This window comes from Baia soyae, assembly GCF_004341445.1.
GTDB lineage: Bacteria > Bacillota > Bacilli > Thermoactinomycetales > Thermoactinomycetaceae > Baia > Baia soyae.
The window spans coordinates 1-18,942 of the sequence record NZ_SLXV01000036.1; the positions used below are offsets into that span (position 1 = coordinate 1).

Here is an 18,942-nt window from a genome sequence, read left to right on the forward strand (position 1 = left end):
GCTCATAGCGTCGTGGGGCCATTGGGAAATCTCCTTCGCATGTCATCTTACTGAATAAGATAACACATTAGAAGTTTTCAGACACTACCTAGTCTGTAAGAGGGGCCTAGGTTCCTGCTTTCTGTTTTTGAATGAAAAAAGATTTTATTTTATATAGTTGACTTATATAGTTGAACTATATATTATATAACTATACAGTTAAACTATACAGTTAGGCGGAATGATAATGAAGCGAAATAAGTTATTGCCGTTAACGGAGACTATGAGTTATATCATGTTGGCATTGCAAGAGCCGGCTCACGGTTATGTGATTATGCAAAAGGTTGAGGAAATGAGTGATGGTGCTGTCCGAATTGCAGCTGGAACGTTATATGGTGCGATTGAAAATTTGATGAAACATAAGCTGATTGAACGAGTGGAGACAGAGGATGCTCGAAGAAAGGTATATGTGCTGACAGACCAAGGAAGAGACATTTTGCAGTTAGATATAGACAGAATGCAACATATCATCCATGTATACAAAGGGGAATTATAAAATGAAAAAGTTTAAAATGTTTATCGATATCCATAAGGAAGAAGCTTGGTTAAATGAGCAGTTGGAAAAAGGCTATGAGTTAGTAAAGAGAAGTTCCTTTAGCGGTGCTTATCACTTCAAAAAAACAACGAATATGAATCAGGTTATTAAGTTGGATGTTCAAAATGGCATGTCGAAAGAAAAGCATGATACATATGTTGATTTACACGAAGAGTGTGGCTGGCGACGTGTTGCAAACAGCCGATATAGCTATATTCATTACTGGATTAAAGAGAAAGACGGTCATGATGAGCTATTTTCAGATGTACAATCTGCAGGTGCGATGTTACAACGAATGGCACAATTTTATCTACTATGGCTTGGCGTATTTTTGGCTGTCACTACACTCTTACATGGGAAAGTTTACTTGAACCCAATGGATGCCTATTTGACACCTGGAATTTGGGATAAACAAGGTAGTACTTTTATGAAAGCCTTCCTATTTGAAACCCCCTTTGCACTTATGCGGTGTGCGCCCGTTTGGTTTGGAATCATCATGACCATGGTTTTCACATTCAAATACAAAAAATGTTTAAAACGAGAGAATACATTTGCTGAATAAATAAAAAATAGACCCTACAATGAAAAGTAGAGTCTATTTTGTTATATATATTGCATTTATAGCTAGTCCATTTTCACTGATTAATAAATGTAGGCAGTTATCACGATAGTTGGGCTATATGCATAAGCTGAACCATAAGTTAAGTGTGAACTAAAAGGAGAATTAGTATGCCAGTGTCTGTGATTATGAATCAAATTAATGTAAATTCGGTTCAGGGGAACGGTGCGGTTTCGACGGGGCAAAATAATTTGTCTGATTGGACCTGTCAGGGTAAGGCGAACATAGCAAATGGTATACAGGTTGGTATCTTTTTATCGACTGCACCTATAAACTTCCAAATGGATAGTGACCTGCTCGATACTGCCATTACTCAGCCTGAATTGTTTGCACCCAATACGAGTATGCAGATATAGGATGCGATATGGGAGAGAAATAGATGGATGTTACGGTTGGAACGATCCAAGTTCAGTTAATCACCCAAAATGCAGGGGTTTTTGTAGGGGAGAATTTTCCGATTCAGTGGAGCACGCAGTTAAAGATTAATTCTGCTGGTGGGACTGTTGCGGGAGATGGCAATATCTTATACCGAGCTATAAATGTAATTGATGATCCTGATATGATCGATTCGAATTGGGTCAATATTGAGAAGGGTGAATCAAAGGAAGAAGGGCCAGTGGGTCCTCGCTCAAGTTGTGGATGAGGGTTATCCGTTTTGCTCGTTTTCATCCGGCTTCATTTTTTCCGTTATCAACTTTTGTAGCCAGTCCGGAATATCTTTTGAGTCGGCACATTGTGTAAAAGTGTCAATGAGATCAGAATCCTGTAAAACCGAGTAAAGATCGTGAATCTGGTTCTGGTCCCCATGGAATGATCCCAAGCCCTGATTATGCTTCTTAACACTCTCGAAATCACTCAGCCAGTTGTTCCCCATATTGACAGAGGAAGCGCCTTCCATGACCCCAATCCGGATGGTTCCAAGTAAAAACGTGGGAGATTTCATCGATATCACGACTCCCTTTTTGTGTTTGATGATGGAGATATTGATTAGCCAATCTGGTAGCGGGGCCGGGGCAATGTATCTGATCCCAGCTCAATAGTGAGCCCGCGAAGATGTGGAGAAGTCAGCGCAGTCCATCGAAGCAAGGGCAAGTGGCAAAAACTCGCAAAGAACGCTCAAACATTTGCCACAAAACGCCCTAGCTACGAAGGACTGCGCTAAGTAGGCTCACTAACATCGCTTGTGATCAGACACATATGCCCCTATTCCACTATCACTTACTGGTTATTCAATAGGATTGGTTTTTGGGATAAGTGTTGATCAATCTACCGATTTGTTTGGATAGCGAATGGAGAAGCCACTGTTATTGGAACTCACTTTCATCTCGGATGAACTGCCGGAAGATGATGGTGGGGAACGTTTGGAAACCAATTTTTTAGGAGACTGGATACCTAAATTATTTCCAATGTTTAGCGAGCCGCTTAGTTCATCGATATCCAATTGGTCCAATCGAAAGGTGAGTTGCTCGAGTACGGGTTGGTGAATGTCTAGTTGGTGAATGTGGATGTGGACTTCAGAGGATCGATTTAGTAGCTCTTTAACACTAGATTCTAAGTGGTCGATTTTATCGGATAATTGTTTGGCTTCATGAGGAGATTTGTTATATTTTCGGAACCAAGAGATCATGTAGCTCATCCTTTATGATTCATGACTAATTCGAGTTTGGATGATGAAAGTCGAAATGGTCTTGATCATGAATTTGTTGGATCGAACGGATTATATAGTTCTGATCTCCTACAACGCTAGAGCCTTCGTTCTTTTTGATCGTGGATCGGATTTGGGTATGAATGTTTTTTCCAGAGAAAATACCAGCCGATTGTGTCATGGAGTCTACTTTTAGAGAGTCTAATTTAAATTTTATGTGAAAAACCTCCTAATGAGATGATAAGGAAGGTGTGGACGAGATGAACGATATTTGGAATGCGATTCGATCAATCCCTTGGCAGGGTGGAGAAAATATCTCTCCTGGCAATTTGAATCCTACTCAAATCCAATCCTTTATTCAAAAAAGTATTCAACAATCGTTGGGTGAGGTATTTCAAAGTAATCCGATTGCCGCTTCTTTTAGTGGGAATGATTCGGGAATTCAATGGGATTTAGTAGAATTAATGGATTACGTTATTATTAAAGGTGAGCTGCCTAATAGCGTCCGCCCCAGTGAGATTCGATTTTTTTGTACAAAGTCAGAACTCATTATCGAGACGAGTTCGAAGGGAAGTAGAACCACCGTTTCGTTACCTTGTTTAGTGAGAGAAAAAGGAATTCGTGCCAAATGTAAAGAAGGTATTTTTGAAGTACGGCTCCCAAAAGAGCGTGGGGGGAAGGAAACACTAATTGCTGTAGAATGGGAATAGCCTTCATAATCGTTCCATTTCTTTTTTATATGATTCATTGTGTCTATATATGAATGGAAGAATAAAAAAACTGCCATGTCTAGTAGACATAGCAGTTGGTTCAAGAAACGATTAACGAGAGTAGAACTCTACGATTAGGGTTTCATTGATTTCGGATGGTAGTTCACTACGGTCTGGAAGACGAGTGAGGGAACCTTCCATTTTGCTCTCATCAAAAGTGAGATATTCTGGTAAGAAAGAGCGCTCTGCAAGAGCTTCTTTTACGATTGTTAGGTTTTGGCTACGCTCGCGAAGACCGATTACATCACCGATTGAAACAGTGAAAGCTGGACGGTCTACTTTTTTGCCGTTCACAGTAACGTGACCATGAACCACTAATTGACGTGCTTGAGAACGAGTGCGTGTTAGACCAAGACGGTATACGAGATTGTCTAGACGTACTTCAAGAGCTTTCATGAAGTTTTCACCATGAATCCCTTGGGTTTTACCAGACTTGTCGAATAGGTTGCGGAACTGACGCTCGTTCAAGCCGTACATGAGACGTAGTTTTTGTTTTTCTTGCAATTGGATTCCGTACTCGCTCAATTTTTTACGAGCTTGTCCGTGTTGTCCTGGAGCGTAAGGACGTTTTGCCAACTCTTTACCAGTACCGGAAAGAGAAATGCCAAGACGACGACTAAGTTTCCAGCGTGGGCCAGTATAACGTGCCATAGTGTTAACTCTCCTTTTGTGATCATTTGCGATCAATTGTGTTGTTATCGCACAAACGACAGGGACTATTTCGCTGTAATGGATCTGCTCGCTTCCGGATAGCGACGAAAGCAAGAGATTCCTATCTATATACGATAGGGCGAAGTAGTGAGGGTGATCCCTTCACCTTTTGTGAGCTATCCTCATCTCCCTAAGGAGGGATACATTTGAGCCATACAAGGATGAATTATATCATTCTACTAAAAAAAGTCAATGGTGAGCTTTTGGACCAGCTACCTTTCCCGAGGTGGGTAGGCGCGTACATAGTTGATCGTAAATCCCCGTCCGGAGAATTTTTCCTCGTATTCCGTGGTGATATTGGTGTTTGCCCATTCGCTTTGATGTAGATCGCGTGACATTTCAACTATCTTCCAGCCGTGTGCTTCTAGCTCCTCTAATGAGAAGTCGAACAGAGAGACACTATCCGTTTTTAAAATGAGATCGCCGCCCTGTTTTAATACGTTGCGATATTTGTCTAGAAATGTGTGGTGAGTGAGGCGGCGTTTGGCATGACGGGTTTTCGGCCATGGGTCGCTAAAATGAAGATAAATTCGATCCACTTCTGCCTCTGGAGCAAAAACTTCTTCTAACTTGGTAATATCCATCCAGATATAGCGGAGATTGGTACATTCTGTTGCTTCTCCTTTTTGGACTGCGTGCATGAGAGGCTCTTCGATCTTTTCTACACCAATCCAATTGATATGGGGATGAAGTGTAGCTGCTTTGGCTAAAAATTGTCCTTTTCCGGTTCCGAGTTCGATATATAACGGTTGTTTGGAAGGAAAGAGAGTCTCCCATTGACCTTTGCTTTCTTCGGGTTGTTGCACGACGAGTGGATGAGTCGATAAAATCTGCCGTGCTAATGGATGTCTTCGTAAACGCATAGATATATGTCCCTCATTTGTTCAGAATTAGCTATATTATTATAGCCTAGACTTAGCTTGTCGACAAAATAAGATTGTAAGATTGTCATAGATTGCACTCGTTTCAATCGTGCGCTAAGATGGAGGTGAAGTGGGGGATTATGTATATGATGAAGCCATATAAAGTTGTGGCAAAAGCGATTATCTTCGATCAAAATCGTGTGTTGATTTTGCGTAAGTCATTGCAAGAGCGGCTCGCAAAGGATTCTCATGGTTGGGATTTTCCGGGGGGGACACTCGAACCGGATGAATCATTAATGGATGGACTCTCTCGGGAGTTACAAGAGGAAGTGCGTCTATCCGTAAAAGTGGTGGCCCCTGCATATATTTATGATGAAGTTCAAGAAGAGAAACATATGATGATCATTAAGTTTGCCTGTCACCAACCGAGCGGAGAGGTTATCATCAGCGAGGAGCATGAGTCCTATCATTGGTTTGATCTTGATAGCCTGCATCATACCTCGATTCCAGAGTGGATGAAAGAAGAAATTCGTCGAGCTGAACGTATCTATAAAGAATTTCAAAAATAAGTGTATTTGCCTTGGAGAGCATCCGTTTTCCAGGGCTTTTCGAGCACAAAATTGCCATAAGACTGCCTCATTTTGTAAGTAGTCTCGTGATATACTACGGATATGTTAGAATGTTTGTTTAAATAATTTAGAAATCAGGTGTTATTCCCATGACTAGGAGAAGTGTTATTAAATCCATTGCTCTACTGTTTCTGTCCGTTATAGCCTGGCAGTGGAAATGGCTTCTTTCGAAGATACAAGGACTTTTTCCAAATACCACCTCAGCGTCCTCCATTGCGATGCCTACTACACCTGAGTCATTGCCTAGCTTTCAGGCAAAACAATTATTATATCAATTTAAGGTGAAGGGTCAGGCACCAACCCAGAGTTTGATTGAGTTACGAAATAGAAATGACATTTTGTTTTCCAATACGATTAAGTTAAGCAAAGATAAAAAAGCGGACTATCCACACGTTGCGTATTCGAAGGAACAAGATGTTTCGATTGTAACCATTGCACTGTCGCCAGAGTATGACTCCTATCCAGATTTAAAGGTGGAGGCCAAAGGGATCACGATTCACGATCAGAGAGTGATCCGGCAGACAGAATTAAAAATGCTTGAGAATACTCATCCCATAGAAGGATATACACCTAAGATTAGTTATCAACCTGGAGAAAAAGTAGAATTTAAAGTTCATACACAGAAAAAAGAATTTAATCTAGTGATTAGTCGGTTTGGATTGGAAGAGAAAGTTCTATATCAAAAAACAGGAATAAAAGGAGCGACGCAAAATTACCCAGCTTACGCTTATCGGGAAGGATGTAATTGGCAAACCAGCTTTGAATTTACGATCCCAGAAGATTGGGAGTCGGGGATGTATGCGGCGAAGGTATGGGATGAAAGTAAAAGAGAATTTTATATCACTTGGATTGTTCGTCCAAAACCAATAAAAGAAAAGCCAACCATGGAAGAGAAGAAAAAGCGTATCGCGATGCTTTCTGCTACTAATACATGGCAAGCTTATAATCCTTGGGGTGGAGCTTCGTTATATACGTATAAGCGAAATCCACGGTTCCAACGATATCTACCCGATCAAATTGGCCCAAGGTTTGCGCAGTATGTAAGCACACAACGCCCGAATCCAGAAGGCCGTCCAGTTCCGATGCTAGGACAAGAGCCTACGCATTTGGCGAGTGGGGAGAGGTATGTGTTTGCTTGGTTTGAACGTGAGAAGATTCCATTTGATTTATATAGTGATATGGATTTCCATCAAAACCCCCATCTACTAGACTCATATGGCACTCTTTGTATTCAGACCCATAATGAGTATTGGACCAAAGAAATGTATGATCACCTCGAAAAATTTGTAGACCGTGGCGGCAACCTGATCTATCTATGTGGGAATGGTGTCTACTGGAAGATGGTTATCAATAACGATCTGATGGAAGTTCGTAAGGATAAAGAAATGCATATGTTGAACGGTGAAATGGGCGGTACTTGGAGAAGCTTGAAACGGCCAGAATCGCGATTATTAGGAGTACGTTATACAACGCCTGGTATCTCTACGTTTGCTCCATATCGAGTGTTAAATCCAGAGCATTGGATTTTTGAAGGAACGGGAGTAAAAAAGGGAGATATCATGGGGAAAGAAGGTCCAAGGGGACCCGCTTCCGGACACGAAACGGATAAGCGCGATGCGAATTCTCCTAAAAATGTGATCCTCCTTGCCAAAGGTCTCAATCCAGATGAAGACCCCCTTCAACAGAGTGACGGAAGTCTTCCTGTCCAAACAGAAAAGGGCATGGAAGTGGGTAAAGGTGGCGGAGAAATTGTTTATTACGACCATGCTAAAGGCGGAGGCGTGTACTCAGTAGGCTCGACCACTTATGGAAGTTCGATGTGGGTAGATCCCGTTTTATCGAAAATGTTGCGTAATGTACTAAGACGTTTTACTGGATTGTAAAGGATAAAGCCATTGATTTAGGTTCGATACCTAAGTCAATGGCTTCTTTTTTTGGGTATATTAGTGGAAACGACTCCAATCGGTATGGTTGATCAGATATTCTACATATTGCTCCAAATAAGCTTGATCTTCTTCGTTGAACCGCTCTAACTCAGGACTATCGAGATCCAAAACTCCTATGATTTCTCCTTGAGCTCGCAGGGGAATCACAATTTCTGAGTTCGTCTCAGAGTCACAAGCGATATGTCCTGGGAATTGGTGTACGTCTGGCACGAGGATCGTTTTGTTTTCAGCTACTGTTGTACCACACACTCCTTTTCCAACTGGGATTCGTACACAAGCTGGTTTCCCCTGAAAAGGACCTAGCACGAGTTGATCTTGCTTTAGTAAGTAGAATCCGACCCAGTTGACTTGTCCAAGTGTATGAAAGAGATGAGCCGCGCTATTGGAGAGATTGGCTAACCAATCGGTCTCCCCTTCGATCAGATGTTGAAGCTGTTTTAGTATAAGGGGATACTGATCTTTTCGATTATGGGTTGTGATTTCAAAGGAAAACATCTTCTATTCCTCCGTTTCGAGTTAGTTATTCGAAAATATTTTATCTTGACAGAAAAAAATTAATCTGTTCCCTTGTGAATGCAAGGAATGATCGTTACAATATCTTTATCATATAGGACTTATTAAAACAATAGAGAAGGGGATTACGATGCGCGACGAACGTATTACAAAACTAGCTGACATTTTAGTAAATCACTCTTGTCGAGTGAAGAAGGGCGATAACGTCTTTATCGATATTTTTGGAGACGATCGCAACCTGATCCGAGAAATTATCCGGAAAGTGTATGAAGCAGGTGGGTTTCCACATGTTCAATTAAACGACCACACGGTTACACGTGCGATGCTAATGGGCACAAGTCACGATCATATGACGCAAGTGACTGAGATCCAGAAGACGATCATGAGTAAGATGGACTGTTACATAGGAATTCGCGGTGCTAATAACATCAATGAATTAAGTGATGTGCCAGCAGAAAACATGTCTTTGTATATGCGTTTATTTAACCACCAAGTTCACTCTGAAATTCGTGTGAAGCAGACTCGCTGGGTAGTGCTTCGTTATCCAAATGAATCCATGGCACAGCTTGCGGGTATGAGTACAGAGCAATTTGAAGACTTCTACTTCGAAGTGTGTAATGTGGACTATAAGAAGATGGATGAGGCGATGAATCCACTTCAAAAACGTATGGAAGACGCAGATTTAGTTAAAATCAAAGGGCAAGGCACTGATCTACGCTTCTCCATTAAAGGGATTCCGGTTATCAAATGTGCTGGTGAATGCAATGTTCCAGACGGCGAAGTATACACTGCTCCGATCAAAGATTCGATCAATGGATACATCACTTATACAGCGCCTACTCTCTATCAAGGCACGGTATTCGAAAATGTACGCCTTGAATTTGAGAATGGAAAAATTGTACAAGCGACAGCTAATTCTGATGCAAATACGCTAAAGCTTAATGAAATTTTAGACACAGACGAAGGTTCCCGTTACATCGGAGAATTCGCGATCGGAGTAAATCCAGCGATCTCCCATCCAATGAAAGATATCTTGTTTGATGAGAAGATCAACGGTAGCTTCCACTTTACCCCAGGTCAAGCTTATGAAGAGGCAGATAACTCTAACCGTTCTGCGATTCACTGGGATATGGTTTGTATCCAACGTCCAGAATATGGCGGAGGAGAAATCTATTTTGATGGTGAGTTAATCCGAAAAGATGGATTGTTTGTGGTCGAAGATCTAGAAGGTCTAAATCCAAACAACCTAAAGTAAATTGGTAATGACGACAAAGAGAATCTCTCCAATAGAGGATTCTCTTTGTCGTATCTATTTTTATAAGGAGAGAGACAAATGACCGCTCCAATCGATCAAATCGTATCTACGATAAAAGACCTCGTACATATCCCAAGCCCAACAGGGTGGTCTACTTCTGCAATCGATTATGTAGAGAAACGATGGACTGAAACCCATTGGGAGATGAAAATAAATGCGAAAGGTGCACTTACCTTAACCATCCCCGGAAAGGATCAAGAGATCCATCGATTCGTAACGGCACATGTGGACACCCTTGGCGCAATGGTGAAAGAAATCAAAAGCGATGGCAAGCTCTCTTTTATGAAAATTGGTGGCTTTGGATGGTTCGCCATCGATGGAGTCTATTGCACCGTTCATACAGAAGATGGAAAAGAAATACGCGGAACGATTTTGGCAACCAATCCTTCCGTGCATGTAAATCCAGAAGCGGATACGAAGAGAGAACAGCACACGATGGCCGTTCGTCTGGATGCGAAGGTTCAGAGTAAAGAGGAAGTTGAACAATTAGGCATTCAAGTAGGAGACTTTATTTCATTTGATCCCAATTATGAGGAATTGGAGACTGGATTTATCAAAACGAGGCATTTAGATGATAAAGCGAGCGTGGCGGTGCTAATTGAATTAGTGCTCGAGATGAAGAAACAAGGAATCATTTTGCCTCATACGACTCATATTCAAATCGGTACCTTTGAAGAAGTTGGCTTTGGTGCTAATTCCAATATACCTCCTCAGGTGAGAGAGTTCTTGGCTGTTGATATGGGGGCTATTGGAGAAGGACAGAGTACAGACGAGTTTACGGTTTCGATTTGTGCGATGGATGGCGTAGGTCCGTATAACTATGAACTTCGGAAGAAATTAGTGCAGATAGCAAAAGAGCATACGATTCCGTATCAGATTGATCTGTATCCATTTTATGGTTCGGATGCAGGGGCAGCTTTAAAAGCGGGAGAGGATGTTATGCATGCTCTCATAGGCCCTGGTGTTGATGCTTCCCATGCCTTTGAGCGTACGCATCGAGACTCTCTGCAAGCTACGTATCAACTATTAAACAAGTATCTAGAAACAGAGTCATTGTAAAAAAGAGAGCGGTTTTTTTAGGAAGCATTAATAACTCGAATTTGGTTTAGCTGCGCATTTGTAAGAGGGCGAGTACAGTCAGGGCGATTCATTCTCCCTTTTACTACTCCAGCACGAAACCCTCCGTCTGGAGTAGGTACGGCTACTCTGACTCCAAAGACTTGGCTTACCCAATGGAACGGGAAGCAGACGGAGATTCTACCATCTGTCGTTCCGGCATATTCTACAGCGGCAGCAAAATGATCCTGATCTTGTAGCCAGACAGAGCCCGAATCTCCAGATCTTCCAACCACTTTTCGATGTCTGGTTACAACGATTTGATCCAAGAATACCTCTTCACCATCGACGAGTACATCTGTATGGACAGATCGGATGTTGCCTCTTCTAAAACCAGTTGTCCGCCCTGTTTTTATCAAATTCATCCCCACACAACAAGAAATGAGATGCCCAGGTACAATGATTTTTTGACCTGTATTTCCTAACAGATATCGTGGGTCTAGGAGCTGATTTCGTCTAGGTTTTGCAAGCGCAGCATCTATATAGTTAATATCTGCTACAGGTTCTGCATATTGGAATAATTTTCCGATTCTGTTGATTCTAGCTCTTCCTCGATCTAGCACTCCCGGTTGAAAGGTGGAGTTAGTCGCCCCTGGTCTTTCGGGTACGAGTACATGCTTATTGCTGAAAACATATAAATGTTTGGGTTGAGGGAAGTTGGTCACGATAATCCCGGCCGTTCCAGCAATAGGCGCATCTGAGCTAATGCTCACTCCTCCAGGAACGGGGCGGATTCTCGTTTGATTTAGTGGCTTGGCAGCATGATGTTGAAATCTCCCAACTCGTTCAAAGATCACAGGAATACGAGCTGGCACACCTAGTCTTGCTCTGATGGAGGATGCCATCGAGGATTGTTTCCGTGTGGTGACGCTCTTGTCAATATAGGTGATAATGCAAGCCCCTTGGGATGGCTTTTGAGGGTTAGCGTACCCTACTCCAATCGCATGCACGCCCTCACTCCGTAAAATGGCAGGGGAAATCTGTTTCTTGTGCTTGATGCATTCCATAAAAGTGGCCATGTAGCATTCTCCCTTCTAAAAACACTAAGAATGCTACAGCCTATGCGGTATCGCCTTCTCCGCCTGTGCGTTTGCCTACGCTTTCGTAAATTGTTACGAGCTTACAATCTCAATGGTCTGTATAGAGTCGATCGGTTGGCTTTTCTGATCTTGGTTTTTTAGATAGAGAAGTGCAGGGCCACCTTGACTTTCGTGGAGTGGCTTCCCATCGAGAGCAAAACAGAAATAAGAATTAAGGATTTCTTCATATGAAAGGCTGATATTTTCGCCGTCTCTGCGATGAATAATAGCCGTATGTGCGCCTTCTTTTGGTTCGGAGTTTAGAAGAAATGGGCGCAGGAACATCCCTAAGCCATTCGGTTCGATCGGAAATCGGCGTTCGTCAAAGATCCATACTCCTGGATCTATGTTAATAGTAAAGTGAGTATCTCCCTTTATTTGTATAATCATCATCTCATCATCATCCAATCTCTATGTAAAGTCTCCTTATTATATATATAAATTCTTTCTTTCTTCCAACTCCATTTTGCAAATCTACCTCTTTTCATGATAAACTAGTTCTAGCATGCACGTTGAAGAAGTACCGTACCCCGTGTGGAACGGTCGATGGGGGGCGTAGAAATGACCACACCGACACAGACCGATTTAAATGCAAAAGCGCTTGAAATTCTTAGGGGTGATGCTTCTAAGATTGAGCAGCTGATTGCGGTTCAGTTAGAACATCTAGCTCTGCCTAAGTGTCCACTTTACGAAGAAGTGATGAATATGCAGATGTTCGGACTTTCTCGTCAAATCGATTTTGCGGTTCGCGCTGGTATGATCAATCGTGAACAAGGTCAGCAAATCATTAATGATTTAGAACGGAAATTAGCGGATTTATTTAGTCTCATTATGCCGTAATTATATTCAAGTATAGAAAATATCAGCCTTTGAGTTTGAATACTCAGAGGCTGTTTTTTTATTGAATTTGTTCCATTTGTTGTGCTTTCCATAATGCCCGTTCGGTTTGGATTAACTCACTTTTCAAATGCCGAATCTGATCATTTAGACGCAATTGTTCTTGGCGGGTCTGCCTAGCTAACGGCTCATCTCCGCGACGAGTGGCCATTTGGAAATCGTTTTGTTTTTCTCGTTCTTGTTTTTCGAGTCGTTCGATTTCGATGTGAAGGTCTTCGATTTGTCGTTGATAGATCCAAATTGTCATGTTCGTTAACTCCTTTCCAAATTCTGTATTTTATATGATTGTCTATGGGAGGCATTATTTCCTGCCAAGTTCTATAGAAAAGAAAAAGGAACCATTTCACACGACATGATGTGTGGGACGGTTCCTTTTTGGTAATCGGTTGATTTGCTTTCCTTCTAAACAATAAAAAATACGGTTCCTAAAATTACATATACCAGTAACAACAAGATGCCTTCGTACCAGTTGGTAGAGCCGTCTCGCGATACAGATGAAGCGATGAGAGCAGATACGGCAACGGCGGCAACTTCATAGTTGGTAAAGACGAGATCCATGGGACGATTAAATAATAAGCTGACGAATACGAGCATAGGAGCGACAAATAGGGCAATTTGTAAGCTACTGCCGATGGCGATTTCTACAGCGGCACCCATACGGTTTTTCATCGCTAAAAAGATAGCGGCACTATGTTCAGCAGCATTTCCGATGATGGCAATTAAGAATGCACCGACAAACATTTCGGTCCATCCTAGCGTATGTGCGACAGATTGAACGCTATGTACCAACCACTCGGATTGAATGGCAACAAAGGTAGTGGAGATGACCAGTACTAAGATCGAACCCCACTTGGACCAAATCGCATGCTCTTCGTTTTCGATCCCATCGACCATGCCATCAACCGATGCACCCATCTCTTTTCGATGAGTAACTAAGGAGAAGATGAGCCACAAAATATAGGCAAGAATGAGAGCTACGGCGATGATCACACTGACGGTTATATCTTCTTGTGCTGTGACACGCGTAGGATCGGTTAAAAAAGCCGCTGGTACAAAGAGTGCGATGACGGAGAGCATCATGAGAGAAGCATTATGACCAGCTAAGACAGGATTGAAATTTTGCGTTTTGTATTTTACCCCACCTACAAACATAGACAAGCCGAGTACAAGTAGTAAGTTTCCTATGATAGAGCCCGTGATACTCGCCTTTACCATATCAAATAGGCCCTCTTTTACGAGGAAGATGGCGATAATCAGTTCGGCGGCATTTCCAAACGTCGCATTGAGAAAGCCTCCGATTCTTTCACCAGCATAGTGTGCGACACTTTCGGTCGCTTTTCCAAGAAGAGCAGCCCAGAAAAGCAATGACAAACAAGCTGTACCAAATTGTAATGGTTGAATGGAGGTATAAAAATGCGCCCAAGCACTCAATAATGTAGATACAGCCAGTAATGGGTACCAAATTTTTTTGTTCACAAAATCCACACCTTTCTATGTTAGAATGAACGATTTATATACAAATTAGACATGTATGAATCTGGATTTTGTCATAATTTGTTGAAGTTAGTTCAAACTAAGGATACGGATGATAGAAAATTTGTCAAACATACAAGAAGGCTGTAGGCTTGATTTCCCTAGCATTTAAGAAGGAAAATACAATTTTTAAGCGAAATATTGCATCATGCTAAAATTTGGAAAGGAGGGGGACAAATGGATTTTACGAGGGATACCGCCATATTTATAGATTTAGAGAATGTGTACTATGGATTAAAGAAATATCACATGGATCCAGATCATCCTGAGACACATCATAATTTATTTTTGCGCCTACAAGAGTATTATGGGAAAGATTCCATTCGTATGATGGAAGCATATGCCGACTTTGAACAGATGGATCTATCGATGATGAGCTTGCAAAAGAAACGAGTACACGTTAACCAAGTTTATGGAAATGGTCGTGAGGGCAAGGAAAGAAAAAATGCAGCTGATATCCAACTTTGTTTAGATGCGATGGAGGTACTGTATCAAATTCCAGAGATCACCACCTTTGTAATCGTAAGTGCCGATCAGGATATGATTCCACTATTAGATCGTTTATGGTCAAAAGGGAAAAAAGTGGAGTTGTTTAGCTTGTGGGATGAGAGTTTATCGAAATCATCACAGATTCAAGAGTTCTGTGATCAGTCACACAATATCCTTGAGTTCATTAATATTGAAAAGATGAATGACTATGCGCAAATTGATCGCATTATGCACAATGCCGTCCTGCAGATTTACGAGTGGTATCGAGATCCAAATAATATCGGTAAGAGTTATGGTAGTACTTGGATTAAGAATGACTTAGCACGAAAGTTTAGTCTAAGTGAATTAGAATCGAACCACCTATTCACTCGATTAGTAAAGGGGAAATACCTTCTTCCTTATGAAATTGAGATTGATGAAAAGATCTTTTATGGGTATAAAGTAAACCTTACGCATCCACAGGTTCAGATGATTGTAAAAATCGCAGGATATAAAGTTAGTTAAGAAGACTTCTGTAGAAAGTACATGAAATGATTCTCTCTTCTTTTCAAAGACCCTGTATGCTAAAATGAAAGGAACGAGAGTGAAAACTCTAACTTGTTATGGTTACTATCTATGTATTATCACAGGGGTGTCTTTTTATGACTGAAGCTAACGGTGGAATGATTCGTATCGCCGATGATGTAGTGGCGGTCATAGCTGGGATGACAGCTAGTAAAGTGCCTGGAATTTCCAGTATGTCCGCAGGTATGACAGAGGGGCTTGCCAAACGAGTAAGCGGCAAAAACCTTACCAAAGGGGTACATGTGGAAGTTGGAGAGCAAGAAACAGTAGTCGACTTACGCGTAATTGTTGAATATGGAAGAGAAATTCCCGCTGTATGTCGAGAGCTACAATATGAAGTAAAAGAAGCGGTAGAAAATATGACAGGTCTCCATGTTGTTCAGGTAAATGTAAAAGTAGAGGGCGTTGATTATCAAAGCAACACTGCCTTATAAGTGCCTTAGCAAATGGACTATGAAACGGGTAATAGTAAAGGAGATGCCTTTTAATAGGTCATCTCCTTTGTTTTGTGCTCTAAATGTGGATATGTAGAAGTCTACGCACTCGCAAGAGCATTTTCGAGTTCGGCTATCTTTTGATGAACTTCTTCTGTTAACTCGGCTGGAATCTCGGAATTTTCATCCATTCCATGTGGGAAGAAGTGACGCACGAAGTAGGGAACATCTAGTTCTAGACGGGCCTTCGGGCTTTCTAACTGTTTTTTACCTACCACGACTGCACGAAGACGTAGGTAGTAATCCACCTCACCAACCGTATACTTTATATCATACGTTGCTTTCGTGTAATCCCAAGCTCCGCGGAAGAATCCGAGCCCAGACATGATGGCTTCTAGGTCTTGGAAATCCTTTTGGACTCCTTTTGTTTTCGAATCATGAAAAAACATGGGTGTATGCCTCCTTTGCAATGCACTACTGCTGACATCCTCATAATGATAATATGAAGAAGATAATCGTGCAACCAAATACCTTTTTGAGCTGGAAAATATATGGGAGGGAAAATGGATCATGAAACAGATGATAGAGAAAGTATATCCAAAAATCGTAGGAATACGTAGACATTTACATCAACATCCTGAGCTTTCCTACCAAGAGGAACAAACAGCGGCACTTGTAGCACATCATTTAGAAGAGCTGGGCTTAGAAGTGAAGATGCGAGTGGGTGGATTACATGGAGTGACAGGCCTTTTACGAGGGGTAAAGTCAGGACCCACTGTGGCGCTTCGAGCGGATATGGATGCATTACCGATTGAAGATGCAAAAGATTCCGTGTATCGATCGACAGTTCCTGGAGTGATGCATGCTTGTGGTCATGATGGGCATACCGCTACCTTACTGGGAGTAGCTGAGATTTTGTCCGAGATGAGAGACGAGATAGAGGGACAAGTCTTATTCATTTTCCAACCAGCTGAGGAAGTTCCACCAGGCGGGGCGGTAGCGATGGTGCAAGAAGGGGTTGTGGACGGGGTGGACGGTATATTTGGTCTACACCTCTGGGCGACGTCCTCAACGGGAACGATCGCAACGCGGTCAGGTGAGTTGATGGCGGCGGCTGATAATTTTACCATCGAAATTCAGGGGAAAGGTGGGCACGCTGGAATTCCTCATGAATGTGTAGATCCAATTGTGATTGCCTCTCATCTTGTGATTCAGTTACAGAGTATTGTAAGTAGACAGATTGATCCGCAAAAAGCAGCTGTGATTTCGGTTTGTAAGATAGAGGCTGGGGATTCTCATAATGTGATCCCCAATACTTGCCGGATCCTAGGCACGGTTCGGACGTTTGACGTGGCTATTCGTGATTCAATCGTCGAAAGAATGGATCATATGTGCCAAGGGATTGGAAAATCATTTGGAGCAGAGTGCAAACTTACTTATGAACATGGTTACCCAGCCGTTATCAATCATCCAGAACCGACAGAGTTGGTCCGAAGCGTAGCAGTGGATGTAGTGGGGGAACAAGGAGTAATCGAAATGGAGCCAATCGCTCCGGGCGAAGACTTCTCCTATTTCCTGCAAAAGGTACCGGGTGCCTTTTGCTTTGTGGGATGTGGTAATCCTGAACAATACCTAGGCTCCCATCACCATCCTCATTTTGATATCGATGAAGAAAGCATGAAAATCGGCATGGAATTACTCGCAACCGTAGCGCTTCGATTTTTACAGAAGGAAGCTAGGAACGGGGCTGAGCTTGCCCAGTGCATGGAATGAATAGGGACTGGAGAGACTATTTGGGAATATTCCAATGATAAAAGGAGTTTTTCCTATGAGTAGTCCAGTTCGAGGCATTATGTCAACGGATCTTCAAGTTCTTTCACCTGATGATAATCTTTATGAAGCAGCTCTCATGATGAGGCAAAACGATGTGGGAATCATCCCCGTCTGTGAGAATGGAAAAATCCGTGGAGTGGTTACCGACCGAGATTTAGTCATTCGTGGTATTGCAGAGAAACGTCCGAATTCAAGCCAAATTGGAGAAGTGATGTCGGACGAGCTTGTAACAGGAAGCCCTGATATGTCGGTCGATGATGTCGCATTGTTAATGGCTGATTATCAAGTAAGACGGCTACCTATTGTGGAGAATGGGCAACTGGTTGGAGTGGTTTCATTGGGTGACTTGGCCGTTCATATGCCGTATATGAATGAGGCAAGTGAAGCGCTAAACGAGATCTCGCATAATACAGATCATGGCTATATGCAATAAAGAAAAAGCGATTCCCGTAAAAAGGAATCACTTTTTTTATTTGTGTAAAAACTACGGATGATGATAGATAAGAAGGGTTGATTTCGATGATTTTCACAACCACTGGGCAACAATTGGTTCACCAACACGTGGTGTACGAAGTATTTTTATTTACCATTCAATCAGATCAACGGAAGATGACGAGATTTCCACTAAAATTAAGAGATGTATACCATGGATGGTTAAAGCGATTAGAGGAACATGCTTTTCAGCAGAAGGTCCGCGTAGAGCAGGAGCTAGAGCAATGTGGAGTACGAATTCTAGCTACCAGACCGAAGCTAGGATATCGAGAAGTACGATATCTCCATCAAGATGATACGCATACCGATAAGCTTCTGAACGAGTGGTTGAAGAAAGAATGTGAGCAGTTATTTTGTTCGTACACATCTTTGATGTAGGAATAAAATTGTGTTACTGGCGCAGGATAAAGAAGATGGAGGGAGTGTACATACATGGATAAACAATCACAGAAGAAAAAGAAGAAACTAGAAAATGAATATCAACAAATAGCTGATAAATATAGACCAAAACCAAAGGTATTTATGAATTGCTTAAAAGCGTTTTTAGTAGGTGGATTTATCTGCTTGATCGGTCAGGGTCTCTCCAAATTCTATGCTTATTTAGGTATGGATCCAGCTACTGCATCTAATACGACTGTGGCCACCTTGGTATTCCTATCCTGTTTATTAACAGGGCTTGGTGTATATGACACCATTGGCCAATGGGCGGGGGCGGGGACTGCCGTTCCTGTAACTGGATTTGCCAATTCGATGGCATCTGCGGCATTGGAACATAAATCAGAGGGCTGGGTACTGGGAGTCGGAGGCAATATGTTTAAGCTAGCAGGGGCTGTTATTACGTTTGGAGTGGTTTCTGCGTTTTTAGTTAGTCTCATTCAGTTGATCGTAAAGATGTTTATCTAGGAATCGGAAGGAGGGAG

27 protein-coding genes are annotated in these 18,942 nt (G+C 42.0%); 16 read left to right on the plus strand and 11 right to left on the minus strand.

The genetic code is table 11. The features are described from left to right. Window positions 1–226 precede the first annotated feature (226 nt). From EDD57_RS10790 to EDD57_RS10805, 4 genes are all read left to right on the plus strand, one after another. Window positions 227–535, plus strand: coding sequence for a PadR family transcriptional regulator (locus EDD57_RS10790; protein ID WP_131849454.1), 309 nt, complete (start codon window positions 227–229; stop codon window positions 533–535). 1 nt (window position 536) lies between these two features. Next, complete coding sequence (locus EDD57_RS10795) at window positions 537–1,136, plus strand: DUF2812 domain-containing protein (protein WP_165873775.1); 600 nt, start codon at window positions 537–539, stop codon at window positions 1,134–1,136. A gap of 167 nt (window positions 1,137–1,303) precedes the next feature. Continuing rightward, a complete protein-coding gene (locus EDD57_RS10800) occupies window positions 1,304–1,549 on the plus strand; it encodes a hypothetical protein (protein ID WP_131849456.1) in 246 nt (81 codons plus the stop codon). Window positions 1,550–1,572: 23 nt separating this feature from the next. Then, window positions 1,573–1,836 carry a spore germination protein gene (locus EDD57_RS10805; protein ID WP_131849457.1) on the plus strand — a complete coding sequence of 88 codons (264 nt, stop codon included), beginning with the start codon at window positions 1,573–1,575 and terminating at the stop codon, window positions 1,834–1,836. A 3-nt stretch (window positions 1,837–1,839) separates the two neighbouring features. On the opposite strand, the gene EDD57_RS10810 is transcribed toward EDD57_RS10805, so the two are convergent. The 3 genes from EDD57_RS10810 to EDD57_RS14450 all read right to left on the minus strand — a co-directional run bounded on the left by EDD57_RS10810 (window position 1,840) and on the right by EDD57_RS14450 (window position 3,019). Further along, window positions 1,840–2,136, minus strand: a complete 297-nt coding sequence (locus tag EDD57_RS10810; RefSeq protein ID WP_243649521.1) for a hypothetical protein — start codon at window positions 2,134–2,136, stop codon at window positions 1,840–1,842. A gap of 318 nt (window positions 2,137–2,454) precedes the next feature. Continuing rightward, window positions 2,455–2,820, minus strand: coding sequence for a hypothetical protein (locus tag EDD57_RS10815; protein ID WP_131849458.1), 366 nt, complete (start codon window positions 2,818–2,820; stop codon window positions 2,455–2,457). Between the two features lie 25 nt (window positions 2,821–2,845). Further along, entirely contained in the window at window positions 2,846–3,019 is a 174-nt protein-coding gene (locus tag EDD57_RS14450; RefSeq protein WP_165873776.1) for a hypothetical protein, read from the minus strand. A 79-nt stretch (window positions 3,020–3,098) separates the two neighbouring features. Here EDD57_RS14450 and EDD57_RS10820 point away from each other — a divergent pair, with 79 nt between their 5' ends. Then, window positions 3,099–3,548 carry an Hsp20/alpha crystallin family protein gene (locus EDD57_RS10820; RefSeq protein ID WP_131849459.1) on the plus strand — a complete coding sequence of 150 codons (450 nt, stop codon included), beginning with the start codon at window positions 3,099–3,101 and terminating at the stop codon, window positions 3,546–3,548. Between the two features lie 111 nt (window positions 3,549–3,659). On the opposite strand, the gene rpsD is transcribed toward EDD57_RS10820, so the two are convergent. Then, complete coding sequence (rpsD, locus tag EDD57_RS10825; protein ID WP_131849460.1) at window positions 3,660–4,259, minus strand: 30S ribosomal protein S4; 600 nt, start codon at window positions 4,257–4,259, stop codon at window positions 3,660–3,662. Between the two features lie 272 nt (window positions 4,260–4,531). Continuing rightward, complete coding sequence (trmB, locus tag EDD57_RS10830) at window positions 4,532–5,182, minus strand: tRNA (guanosine(46)-N7)-methyltransferase TrmB (protein ID WP_131849461.1); 651 nt, start codon at window positions 5,180–5,182, stop codon at window positions 4,532–4,534. Window positions 5,183–5,328: 146 nt separating this feature from the next. Here trmB and EDD57_RS10835 point away from each other — a divergent pair, with 146 nt between their 5' ends. After that, a complete protein-coding gene (locus EDD57_RS10835; RefSeq protein WP_165873777.1) occupies window positions 5,329–5,751 on the plus strand; it encodes an NUDIX hydrolase in 423 nt (140 codons plus the stop codon). Between the two features lie 149 nt (window positions 5,752–5,900). Then, complete coding sequence (locus EDD57_RS10840) at window positions 5,901–7,694, plus strand: N,N-dimethylformamidase beta subunit family domain-containing protein (RefSeq protein WP_131849463.1); 1,794 nt, start codon at window positions 5,901–5,903, stop codon at window positions 7,692–7,694. Between the two features lie 60 nt (window positions 7,695–7,754). Here the strand turns inward: EDD57_RS10840 and EDD57_RS10845 are convergent, their stop codons facing one another. Next, window positions 7,755–8,252: a GAF domain-containing protein gene (locus EDD57_RS10845; protein WP_131849464.1), complete on the minus strand. Its 498-nt coding sequence runs from the start codon at window positions 8,250–8,252 to the stop codon at window positions 7,755–7,757. 148 nt (window positions 8,253–8,400) lie between these two features. On the opposite strand from EDD57_RS10845, the gene EDD57_RS10850 reads away from it, so the two are divergent. Continuing rightward, window positions 8,401–9,525: an aminopeptidase gene (locus tag EDD57_RS10850; RefSeq protein WP_131849465.1), complete on the plus strand. Its 1,125-nt coding sequence runs from the start codon at window positions 8,401–8,403 to the stop codon at window positions 9,523–9,525. A gap of 78 nt (window positions 9,526–9,603) precedes the next feature. Beyond that, window positions 9,604–10,644, plus strand: coding sequence for a M42 family metallopeptidase (locus tag EDD57_RS10855; RefSeq protein ID WP_131849466.1), 1,041 nt, complete (start codon window positions 9,604–9,606; stop codon window positions 10,642–10,644). Between the two features lie 17 nt (window positions 10,645–10,661). Here EDD57_RS10855 and EDD57_RS10860 read toward each other — a convergent pair whose 3' ends face one another. Both EDD57_RS10860 and EDD57_RS10865 read right to left on the minus strand, forming a co-directional pair. Next, the gene (locus EDD57_RS10860; protein ID WP_131849467.1) at window positions 10,662–11,720 is read right to left on the minus strand and encodes a hypothetical protein; all 1,059 of its coding nucleotides are present in this window, start codon (window positions 11,718–11,720) and stop codon (window positions 10,662–10,664) included. Window positions 11,721–11,813: 93 nt separating this feature from the next. Further along, window positions 11,814–12,173 carry a hypothetical protein gene (locus EDD57_RS10865; RefSeq protein ID WP_131849468.1) on the minus strand — a complete coding sequence of 120 codons (360 nt, stop codon included), beginning with the start codon at window positions 12,171–12,173 and terminating at the stop codon, window positions 11,814–11,816. 168 nt (window positions 12,174–12,341) lie between these two features. Between EDD57_RS10865 and EDD57_RS10870 the strand changes: the two genes are divergently transcribed. Next, window positions 12,342–12,620: an Fpa/YlaN family protein gene (locus EDD57_RS10870; RefSeq protein ID WP_131849469.1), complete on the plus strand. Its 279-nt coding sequence runs from the start codon at window positions 12,342–12,344 to the stop codon at window positions 12,618–12,620. Window positions 12,621–12,678: 58 nt separating this feature from the next. Here the strand turns inward: EDD57_RS10870 and EDD57_RS10875 are convergent, their stop codons facing one another. Both EDD57_RS10875 and cax read right to left on the minus strand, forming a co-directional pair. Beyond that, entirely contained in the window at window positions 12,679–12,924 is a 246-nt protein-coding gene (locus tag EDD57_RS10875; RefSeq protein ID WP_131849470.1) for a hypothetical protein, read from the minus strand. 155 nt (window positions 12,925–13,079) lie between these two features. Next, window positions 13,080–14,153, minus strand: coding sequence for a calcium/proton exchanger (gene cax, locus EDD57_RS10880; RefSeq protein WP_131849471.1), 1,074 nt, complete (start codon window positions 14,151–14,153; stop codon window positions 13,080–13,082). Window positions 14,154–14,387: 234 nt separating this feature from the next. Here cax and EDD57_RS10885 point away from each other — a divergent pair, with 234 nt between their 5' ends. Next, on the plus strand, window positions 14,388–15,203 hold the full coding sequence (locus EDD57_RS10885; RefSeq protein WP_131849472.1) for an NYN domain-containing protein: 816 nt from the start codon (window positions 14,388–14,390) through the stop codon (window positions 15,201–15,203). A 137-nt stretch (window positions 15,204–15,340) separates the two neighbouring features. Further along, window positions 15,341–15,697, plus strand: coding sequence for an Asp23/Gls24 family envelope stress response protein (locus EDD57_RS10890; protein WP_131849473.1), 357 nt, complete (start codon window positions 15,341–15,343; stop codon window positions 15,695–15,697). 101 nt (window positions 15,698–15,798) lie between these two features. On the opposite strand, the gene EDD57_RS10895 is transcribed toward EDD57_RS10890, so the two are convergent. Continuing rightward, the gene (locus tag EDD57_RS10895; protein WP_165873778.1) at window positions 15,799–16,146 is read right to left on the minus strand and encodes a YugN family protein; all 348 of its coding nucleotides are present in this window, start codon (window positions 16,144–16,146) and stop codon (window positions 15,799–15,801) included. A gap of 121 nt (window positions 16,147–16,267) precedes the next feature. Here EDD57_RS10895 and EDD57_RS10900 point away from each other — a divergent pair, with 121 nt between their 5' ends. The 4 genes from EDD57_RS10900 to spoVAC all read left to right on the plus strand — a co-directional run bounded on the left by EDD57_RS10900 (window position 16,268) and on the right by spoVAC (window position 18,925). Further along, window positions 16,268–17,470, plus strand: coding sequence for a M20 metallopeptidase family protein (locus tag EDD57_RS10900; protein WP_131849475.1), 1,203 nt, complete (start codon window positions 16,268–16,270; stop codon window positions 17,468–17,470). Between the two features lie 55 nt (window positions 17,471–17,525). Next, complete coding sequence (locus EDD57_RS10905; protein ID WP_131849476.1) at window positions 17,526–17,963, plus strand: CBS domain-containing protein; 438 nt, start codon at window positions 17,526–17,528, stop codon at window positions 17,961–17,963. Window positions 17,964–18,049: 86 nt separating this feature from the next. Further along, the gene (locus tag EDD57_RS10910; protein ID WP_131849477.1) at window positions 18,050–18,400 is read left to right on the plus strand and encodes a YhjD family protein; all 351 of its coding nucleotides are present in this window, start codon (window positions 18,050–18,052) and stop codon (window positions 18,398–18,400) included. A gap of 54 nt (window positions 18,401–18,454) precedes the next feature. After that, window positions 18,455–18,925, plus strand: a complete 471-nt coding sequence (gene spoVAC / locus EDD57_RS10915; RefSeq protein WP_131849478.1) for a stage V sporulation protein AC — start codon at window positions 18,455–18,457, stop codon at window positions 18,923–18,925. Window positions 18,926–18,942 lie beyond the last annotated feature (17 nt).